This is a genomic window from Xanthovirga aplysinae (assembly GCF_009711365.1).
GTDB lineage: Bacteria > Bacteroidota > Bacteroidia > Cytophagales > Cyclobacteriaceae > Xanthovirga > Xanthovirga aplysinae.
In genome coordinates this window covers 1-4,671 of sequence record NZ_SMMB01000846.1, presented here as the reverse complement: position 1 = coordinate 4,671, position 4,671 = coordinate 1, and the positions used below count along the sequence as shown (strand labels likewise).

The window sequence follows — 4,671 nt, the reverse complement described above, 5'->3', positions numbered from 1 at the left end:
TAATGATATATTTCTATATTTGTAACACAGTTGCGTTTATAAAAATTAAGAATGGGGATTAAAAAATTACCAGTAACCGTATTAAGCGGATTTTTAGGGGCAGGGAAAACCACATTACTCAATCATATCCTACATAACAAGCAAGGCTTAAAAGTTGCTGTTATTGTAAATGATATGAGCGAGATAAATATTGATGCCCAGTTAGTAGAGCAGGAAGGGGGCTTATCCCGTACGGAAGAAAAGTTAGTAGAAATGAGTAATGGATGTATTTGCTGTACTCTTCGGGAAGACTTAATGGTGGAAGTTGAACGCCTTGCAAAAGAAAACCGCTTTGATTATTTAGTTATAGAAAGTACGGGTATTTCAGAGCCTATTCCTGTTGCTCAGACCTTCACTTTTCGGGATGAAGAAAATGGAATCGATTTGAGCAGATTCAGCTATATCGACACAATGGTTACCGTGGTAGATGCCTTTAATTTCTTCAAAGATTTTGGTTCAAGTGAATTGTTGATGGATAGAGGATTAACCGATATGGAAGGAGACGACCGGACCATAGTCAATTTACTGACCGATCAAATTGAATTTGCGGATGTTATTCTTCTTAACAAATCAGACTTAGTAGATAAAACAACTGTAGGATTATTGGAAGCTTCTCTCAAAAAGCTTAATCCAAGAGCTAAGGTTATAGCAACTTCCAACAGCAAAGTCGATTTAACAGAGGTGATAAATACAGGATTATTTGATTACGAGGAAGCTGAACAAAGTGCGGGTTGGATAGAAGAACTTAAAAAAGATAAACACACTCCTGAAACAGAAGAATATGGGATTTTTTCATTTGTATTCAGAGATAAACGCCCCTTCCATCCACAAAGGTTTTTAGACTATGTTCAATATGCTTTCCCTTCCACCATAATTCGTAGCAAAGGATTGTTTTGGATGGCTTCTCGACCTTCACAAGCCATGACTTGGAGCCAGGCTGGTGGAAGTCTTAAGACTGACAGTGCTGGGGTTTGGTGGAGTAGTATGCCGTATGAAGAAAGAACCACTTTTGCCGGATTTATTCATAATCAAGAATTAATAGAAGAAGGTTGGGATAAAGCTTTTGGTGATCGAAAAAACGAACTTGTTTTTATTGGTCAGAATATGGACAAAGAGAAAATTCTATTGGATTTAGAAAATTGTTTATGCACCAAACAAGAGGTTGAAAAGATAAACTGGGAAAACGGGAATGAAGATTTTTGGCCGGTGCCAACAGCCATTCCTCCCCACAAACAACAATTAGCCGATTAAAAAAAATGATGAAGCGATTGATTACCATATTATTCTTTCTATTTGCTTGGTCATATGGGGGAATGGCACAGACTGATACTCGCTCTTATACGATACAAGGAAAAGTTTTGGACGTAGAAACCAAGGAACCTATCCCTTATGCTTCAATTAAAGTTAGGGGAACAGAAAAGTTCACTATTACGAATCTAGAAGGTGATTTTTTAATTGAAGGTTTGAGTACAGAGAAAAATACCTTAATTATTTCTTGCTATGGATATTGTGATACTGTATGCGAAAATTACCATCAACATGGTAAAACACCTCACATTTATTTGACTCAAGAAGTATTAAAACTAGGAACGGTAACCATTCAGGCACAAAAAGAGAAAGAAGAAGGAACCAAAGCGATTTCCCAAGTTACTTTACAAAAATCAGAGATTAGAAGTAATCCAACTCAATCCCTAGCTGCTTCTATAGCCCAAGAACAAGGAGTAACCTTAACATCCACGGGTACCAATGTGCAACTCCCAGTTATTCATGGATTATATGGAAACAGAATTTTGATTCTAAATAATGGGTTGAAGCATGGTTTTCAAAATTGGGGGACGGAGCACGCTCCAGAAATAGATATTTCATCAGCTAATAATATTACAATAGTAAAAGGTGCTGCAGGTGTACGTTTTGGTCCAGAAGCGCTTGGGGGAGCTATTATAGTGGAGCCCAATCCCTTACACCTGAGTGAACCATTTTTTACCGAAATAGGAACAGGTTTTCAAACTAACGGTAGAGGTATTAATACAAGCTTTGAAACAGGAAAGGGTACTAAAAAGTGGAGTTATTTTTTAAATGGGAATTATACAAAGATTGGAGACCGACATACCCCTGACTACAATTTAACCAACTCAGGGAAAGAAGAAAAAGCAATTGGTTTAGGTACAAGGTATGCGCTTAAAAATTGGGATTTTAAGGTTTATTACAGTTACGTAAACCAAAACCTGGCCTTGCTTAGGTCCTCGGTTGCCGAAAGTTTAAATACTTTAGTGCGAGCCATTAATTCAGATGAACCCACTTTTCTAAGGCCATTTTCTTATACTATAAATGAACCTAATCAGGTGACTGAACATCACCTTGGGAAGGCGGAAATTAATTGGTTGTATTCAGACGATGGGAAACTGACTTTTCGTGCTGGAAAACAGCTAAATAAAAGAAAAGAATTCGATGTAAGGAGAAATGCAGACAGACCTATTATTGACCTGGATTTAATCACTTCAGATTATCAATTGGAATGGAAACACCCGGATTGGTTTAAATTGGATGGTTTGTTGGGTGTTCAATACTTTACTCAAGATAACGATAATAATCCCGGCACTGGAACAACAGCTTTTATTCCTAATTATAATACTTATAGAACCAGTGCTTTTTTAATTGAAAGCCTAAGATTTGGGAGTAACATCCTGGAAGCGGGAGTAAGGGTAGATTACGAAAGAAATAATGTGAGAGGGCGAGATACTGGTCAAAATATTTTTAGAGATGAATATAGTTTCGCAAACCTGACCTCATCATTAGGGTACGTTAAAGAAATTTCTGAAAACAGCACCTTCAGAACAAATTTTGGAACAGCCTGGAGAACACCAAACATGGCGGAGTTATTCAGTTTTGGTCAACATGGTTCTAGAACTTCCTATGGATTACTCCGATATTATGTCAATGATGAGGGAGAATTCAGAACGAATAAGGTTTTGAAAATGCAAGAAAGTACTGTTGAAGCGGAAAGAGGATATAAATTCATCAATGAGTTTGAGACCCATCAGAAAAAGAACACCTACACCTTAACGGTTTACTCTCATTACATTGAAAATTACATTTTTGATAGACCTATGGGGGTTATAGGAACCATAAGAGGTCCTATGCCAGCTTTTGTTTTTGATCAAGCGGATGCGGTTTTTGTGGGTAGCGATTTTAGCTGGAAAAGGGATTGGTCCAACCAACTATCCGGAACCTTTGGGTTTAGTTATTTATGGTCAAAAAATATCGAGGATAATGAGCCATTAATAAACCAGCCTCCTATTACCCTAAATTATAGCCTGAATTGGAATCAGCCAAAGCTTTGGAAGTTCGAAGCTTCCAAACTAACGATAAAACCTAGTTATTCAGTTAGGCAGTTTCTCGCGCCTCGTACCGTTTCACCCGAAGATTCAGCAGATGAATCTGTTGACATTGGCCCCGGCTCAGAAATTTTTGACTTTATGTCGGCACCAAAAGGATACTTTTTGCTTGATGTGGGATGGAGTTTTAAATACAAAACTTTAAGTGCAAGTATTACTGTGAAAAATGTATTGAACATGCGATATCGGGATTACCTCAATGAAATGAGGTATTTCGCTGATGAACCTGGTAGGAATATGCTTTTTACGCTTAATTATTTATTTACAGCAAAAAATTGATGACCAGGCAACATAAGCCTTCTATGAAAAATATAATGACCAGGTTTTCCTGCTTTATTGAAGATGAATACTTACTAAATCAATTATTTATAATCCCTTAACTAATTTTTTAATTAACAGAAAAATGAAAATGATCAATCTATTTAGAAAGTACAGTTTAATGGCTCTATTAGCAGCTGCCACAATCGTAACCGGATGTAAAGAGGACGAGGTTGAACCACCAGAAGAACATGAAGGAGAGATAATCACCGATGTGAAACTTATATTCACCAATACTAACGATGCGAATGATGTAGTTGAAGCCCGGGCTCAGGACCCAGATGGAGAAGGTGCGCAAGAATTGCAAATTATAGATGAAATTGACTTAGGTACTGACCAAACCTATGAGCTGACTTTTGAAATTATGAATAATCTTGATGAAGACCATGGTGAAGATATCGGTGAAGAAGTACTAGAGGAAGCCGATGAACACCAGATTTTCTTTGCCTTTAATGAAGGTGCTTTTGCTAGTCCAGTTGGAACCGGGAACATTAGTGGTGACTCTGAAATCAATTATAAGGATTCTGATTCTAATGGCAATCCCCTTGGTTTAAAAACTGAATGGACAACTGCTTCTACTGAATCAGAGGGAACCTTTACGGTAAGGTTGCAACACCAACCTGATGTTAAGACAGCTACTTCCGGTGCTAATGATGGAGATACCGATTTCGATTTAAGGTTTGTTTTGAATATTCAGTAAGCCGAATTTTTTAATAATTAATCTCTCATCCTGTTTTTAATAAGGCAGGATGGGGGATTTTATCTTTTAATGCTTGCTTGAAAGTAAAAGAACAAATGTACTAAAAGGGCGGTAGGGTTTTCCAACTTTTTGCATGACATACAACGATTACTATATAAAAATAGAAGTGGCTTGAAAGTACCTACCTCTCAAACCACAACTAAATCACCTTATTGCTCT

General features: G+C 37.2%; 3 protein-coding genes. All 3 read left to right on the top strand.

Going from position 1 to position 4,671, the window contains the following annotated elements:
* The first annotated feature begins 51 nt into the window (after window positions 1–51).
* Window positions 52–1,290 carry a GTP-binding protein gene (locus E1171_RS06670; protein WP_155205232.1) on the top strand — a complete coding sequence of 413 codons (1,239 nt, stop codon included), beginning with the start codon at window positions 52–54 and terminating at the stop codon, window positions 1,288–1,290.
* 5 nt (window positions 1,291–1,295) lie between these two features.
* Entirely contained in the window at window positions 1,296–3,713 is a 2,418-nt protein-coding gene (locus E1171_RS06665; RefSeq protein WP_222931425.1) for a TonB-dependent receptor, read from the top strand.
* A 130-nt stretch (window positions 3,714–3,843) separates the two neighbouring features.
* Window positions 3,844–4,452 carry a hypothetical protein gene (locus tag E1171_RS06660; protein ID WP_222931424.1) on the top strand — a complete coding sequence of 203 codons (609 nt, stop codon included), beginning with the start codon at window positions 3,844–3,846 and terminating at the stop codon, window positions 4,450–4,452.
* Window positions 4,453–4,671 lie beyond the last annotated feature (219 nt).